The organism is Pseudoalteromonas sp. 31A1 (assembly GCF_011378815.1).
Lineage (GTDB): Bacteria > Pseudomonadota > Gammaproteobacteria > Enterobacterales > Alteromonadaceae > Pseudoalteromonas > Pseudoalteromonas arctica.
Map to the genome: position 1 here is coordinate 1 of NZ_WTKY01000080.1, position 525 is coordinate 525.

The 525-nt window shown below is 34.3% G+C and carries 1 protein-coding gene; it reads right to left on the reverse strand.

The window, feature by feature from the left end; translation table 11 throughout:
* Positions 1-91: 91 nt before the first annotated feature.
* A complete protein-coding gene (locus tag GQR52_RS20405; RefSeq protein WP_165729621.1) occupies positions 92-475 on the reverse strand; it encodes a hypothetical protein in 384 nt (127 codons plus the stop codon).
* Positions 476-525 lie beyond the last annotated feature (50 nt).

A 525-nucleotide genomic window follows, 5' to 3' on the forward strand; every position in this document is an offset into this window, starting at 1 on the left:
TAACGCCTCATTAAGAGGAAATTTATAGTTGGCTAAAATGTTGAACGCAGTGAAAACAGCCAACTGTAAATTTTCCTGCTTTAATGACTTGTTAGCTGCGCATTTCGTCTAGTTTTGAAACCAGTTCTTTTAATTGAGGAATTTCAATTTTTTTACCGCTATAGGAGCTTTTAGCTTTATTAAAATATGGTTTTGCCTTGGAATCACTACCAGCCTTTTCGTGTAGTAAGCCTATTCTTAGATAAGTAAATGACAAGTTATTTGGCCCAAGCTTGGAACTAGTGCTATCTGATTCTAGGATTCTTGCTAGAGCTTGAAGTGCGTAAAGTCCACTTTCAATAGAGCCTTGTATGTATTGAGTATGAGCTAATTCAATTTCTTTTTTAAGATAATCAGAAGAAATCTCATTCGCAATAGAAACTGATGAAACTACAGAGCCTAACGTAAATAGGCCTAATTTGATCATTTTGTTCATTTTAATATCCTTATAGATTGAAATATGCCGCAATTTTCTGTGCAGCTAAC